Genomic DNA, 4,025 nt, shown 5'->3' on the forward strand with positions numbered 1-4,025 from the left:
GGTCTGTACTGCGCTAACAGTCAGAAGCTGGCTTTGTCCCTCCTCCTCCCTTCAAGTCTAACCATACAAGCTGGCTTGCCGGCGATGGGCCGCAACGCGGCCCTGCTTGCCCTAGTCTCTGTAAGGATGCTGTCGTGGACATTCTCTTTCATGAAGTTGCCAGCCACACCGCACTGGCCCGGGCAATCGAGCACATTGGCAGCCCGCGCTTCTGGCGCCAGCTGATCCTGGTGCTGCGCCATTGGGTGCCGTTCGACAACGCCTTGGCGATACACTTCCCGGCCCAGGGCGCACCGCTTGTGCTGGAGGAATACGACGCCGCCCCGGCGCCTGCCGCCGGTGAGTTGTACCTTGATGGTTTGTACTTGCTCGACCCGTTCTACCAGGCTGCTCGCGAAGGCCTGGCCAACGGTTGCTACCACCTCGAAGACGTGGCCCCGGACCATTTCTGGCAAACCGACTACTACCAGAACTACTTCCAGGACCATGTGCTGGTAGACGAAGTGCAGTTCCTGCTGCAGCTTCCCTCAGGTGTGCTGTCGCTGTCGCTGGGCATGCGCCGCGCCTTTGACACAGCAGAGCTGGGCAAGCTGAACCTGGCCAGTGCCTGGGTGCTGGCCCTGCTCCAGCAGCACTGGGCACGCAGCGGCCAATCGCTGCCTGTACAACCCCCGGTTGGCGATGCCCTGGCCAGGTTCGGCCAGGGCCTGCTGTCCGAGCGGGAACTGGAAATTGCCCGGCTGATCCTGCGCGGCTACTCGTCAAAAGCCATGGCGCAACGGCTGGGGATCTCACCGGAGACCATCAAGGTGCACCGGCGCCACCTGTACGCAAAACTGAACATCTCGTCGCACCCGGAGCTGTTTTCGATGTTCATCCGTGAGTTGGGGTTCACCGACGAACGCGGGGATGGCCCGTCAGCCTGAATCAGCCCGGCCGGGCCTGCACAAACGTCACCGGGTTACATGCTTCGCGGGTGAACCCGCTCCTGCCAGGGCAAGCGCCAGCCCGGCAGATTGCAAGCTATACCCACAGCCATGATGCCTGCTAGGCTGACGAAGATTGCGCCACCGTAAGTGCTGGGCAATCCTTCCTTTCTCCTCAGGCACCGGCCAATGACCTCCGACTCCCAAGTAAACCTGACCAACTGCGACCGCGAGCCGATCCAGATCCCCGGCAGTATCCAGCCCCATGGCTGCCTGCTGGCCTGCGACGCATCGGCGACCGTGGTGCTGCGTCATTCGGCCAACGTTGCGTACATGCTTGGCTTGAGCGGGGACATCAACGGCCAGAAGCTGCAGACGGTGTTGGGTGACGAGGTCGCCCATACCCTGCGTAATGCCCTGGCCCGCACCCGGGAGGCCTCGCGCCCGGCGCTCAGCTACGGTGTGAAGCTGCCCAACGGCCAGGCTTTCGATATTGCCGCCCACGTGTTCAAAGGTACGGCGATGCTCGAGTTCGAGCCCGCCGGCGCCAGCATTGCCGAACCTGTCGAGCTGGCGCGCACGCTGATTGCCCAGCTGCGCGAAATCGACCAAAGCGGCAAGCTGTTCCGCGACGCCGCACGGTTCATCCGCGCCGTACTCGGTTATGACCGGGTGATGATCTACCAGTTGGGTGCGGATGGCGCCGGCAAGGTGGTCGCAGAAGCCAGGCGCAGCGACCTGGAAAGCTTCATGGGCCAGTACTTCCCTGCTTCCGACATCCCCCAGCAGGCCCGCGCGCTGTACCTGCGCAACCCGATCCGGGTGATCTCCGACGCCCAGTTCAAGACAGTGCCCATCGACCCGGTGCTCGACCCCTCGGGCGAACCACTTGACCTCTCCTACGCGCACCTGCGCAGCGTCTCGCCCATCCACTGCGAGTACCTGAGCAACATGGGTGTGCGCGCCTCCATGTCGATTTCGGTGATCGTCAACGGTGAGCTGTGGGGCATGATCGCCTGCCACCACTATGCACCGCGCACGTTGACCATGGGCCAGCGGGTAGCGGCGGAAATGTTCGGCGAGTTCTTCTCGCTGCATATCGAGACCCTGCGCAGCCGGCAAAAGCTCGAAGCCGCCGTGCAGGTTCACAAAGCGCTGGACAGCTTGCTGCGTGACGCCAACCAGGCCGCTGACATCGACGGTTTCTTCCACGCCCGCCTGCCGCGGCTGATGGCGCTGATCCCCTGTGACGGCATCGGCATGTCGTTGCAAGGCCGCTGGGCCTGCGTCGGGTTGGCCCCCCCGAAGTCGGCGGTGCCTGACCTGCTGCGCCTGGCCGACATGGTCAGCGAAGGCCGTACCTGGGCGTCCAACCGCCTGTCGATGGTGCTACCGGCAGCCCGGGCGTACTTCACCGACGTCTCTGGCGTACTGATCATTCCCATGTCGCAGCACCCCAGGGATTACCTGATCTTCTTCCGCAAGGAGGTGGTCGCGACGCTCGACTGGGCCGGCGACCCGAACAAGACCTACGGCAGCGGCGCGCTAGGCGACCGCCTGACGCCACGCAAGAGTTTCGCCATCTGGAAAGAAACCGTTCACCAGCAGTCGCTGCCATGGACCGAGCAGGACCGTCAGTTTGGCGATGCCATCCGTACCGCTATCGTCGAGGTGGTGCTGTACAACAGCGAGTTGTTGGCCAGCGAGCGCTCCAAGGCCGAAGTGCGCCAGCGCATCCTGAATGAAGAGCTCAACCACCGGGTCAAGAACATTCTCTCGCTGATCGGCGCGCTGGTGGCCCACCCAACCTCGGAAAGCCAGACGCTGCAGGATTACGTGGCTACACTGAAGGGGCGCATCCAGGCGCTGTCCCTCGCCCATGACCAAGTGGTGCGCGGCGATGGTGGCGGGCGCCTGGCCAAACTGCTGGAGGCCGAGCTTTCACCCTACCGCACCGCTGCCGGCGTAATCGAATTGCAAGGCCCGAACGTGGTGCTCGATGCCCGCGCCTATTCGGTCATGGCCCTGGTGCTGCATGAACTGGCAACCAATGCCGCAAAATACGGCGCGCTGTCGCGGCCCGGCGGCAAGCTTGCCGTGGGCTGGGGCATCGATGCAGCCGGTGCCTGCGCCATTACCTGGGGTGAAGTCGGCGGGCCGACAGTGCGCCCGCCCAGCCGCCGTGGCTTCGGCTCGGTGCTGATCGACCGCAGCATCCCGTTCGACCTTGGTGGTACCAGCGCGGTGGAGTATCACCCCGAAGGCCTGCAAGGGTTGTTCAGGATTCCGGCCAAACACCTTTCCGTAGCCGAAACAGCCGAGCCCGCCAGCGTTGTCGCGCCGATCGCCCATGCAGAGGATGCCTTTGCCGCCCGTAGCGGTTTGTGTGTGCTGATACTGGAAGACCAGTTGGTGATCGCCGTTGGTCTGGAGCAGATTCTCAATGACGCGCAGATCAAGGACGTGATCACCGCCAGCTCTGAGGATGAAGCCATACGGCTGCTAGCGGAGCGAACACCGGACGCTGCGATACTGGATGTAAACCTGGGTACCGGCACTTCCATTTCGGTGGCTGATGAACTGGTACGGCGGAAGGTCCCGTTCCTGTTTGCCACGGGTTATGGCGACGGCATCAGTATCCCCGAGCATCTGCAGCATGCTCCGGTTACACGTAAGCCTTACGATGCCAACGCTATCCTGGCGACCTTGCAAGGCCTGTTGAAGGCAGCACCATGATCTGGCGGGGTGGATGGCACCGGCTTTGCCGGTGTTCGCGGCTGAAGCCGCTCCCACAGGTACAGCGCGTGCCTTGAGGTAAGCACTGACCCTGTTGGAGCGGGTTCACCCGCGAAGAGGCCGGCGCAAGCAGCACAAGGCCGCTCCCACAGGGGTGCCTGCAGGAGCGGCCTTGTGTCGCGTCAGGGCTTATACCGCCAGCGCACGCTCACGCAGTTCGCTGTTGAGGATGCGGTCGTTTTCGCTGTAATCGACCGGGCAGTCGATTACGTGCACGCCCGGGGTCTTGATGCAGTGTTCCAGCAGCGGCAGCAGGCCTTCGGCGCTTTCCACGCGGTGGCCGTTGGCACCGTAGGCTTCGGC

The 4,025-nt window shown here is 63.5% G+C and carries 2 protein-coding genes and 1 pseudogene; 2 read left to right on the plus strand and 1 reads right to left on the minus strand.

Annotated elements, in window-relative coordinates:
* Positions 1-134: 134 nt before the first annotated feature.
* Positions 135-926, plus strand: a complete 792-nt coding sequence (locus tag ACFY9W_RS28980; protein ID WP_391138266.1) for a LuxR C-terminal-related transcriptional regulator — start codon at positions 135-137, stop codon at positions 924-926.
* 189 nt (positions 927-1,115) lie between these two features.
* Positions 1,116-3,662, plus strand: coding sequence for an HWE histidine kinase domain-containing protein (locus ACFY9W_RS28985; RefSeq protein WP_391138269.1), 2,547 nt, complete (start codon positions 1,116-1,118; stop codon positions 3,660-3,662).
* A 189-nt stretch (positions 3,663-3,851) separates the two neighbouring features.
* Here the strand turns inward: ACFY9W_RS28985 and ACFY9W_RS28990 are convergent.
* A pseudogene (locus ACFY9W_RS28990) lies at positions 3,852-4,025 on the minus strand (acetolactate synthase large subunit); the annotation flags it as partial.

It is taken from the genome of Pseudomonas sp. NPDC008258, from assembly GCF_042956345.1.
GTDB lineage: Bacteria > Pseudomonadota > Gammaproteobacteria > Pseudomonadales > Pseudomonadaceae > Aquipseudomonas.

What these genes read in the sequence shown, in the direction of transcription:
- ACFY9W_RS28985 (WP_391138269.1), top strand. Translation starts at nt 1,116, where the DNA reads ATGACCTCCGACTCCCAAGTAAACCTGACCAACTGCGACCGCGAGCCG.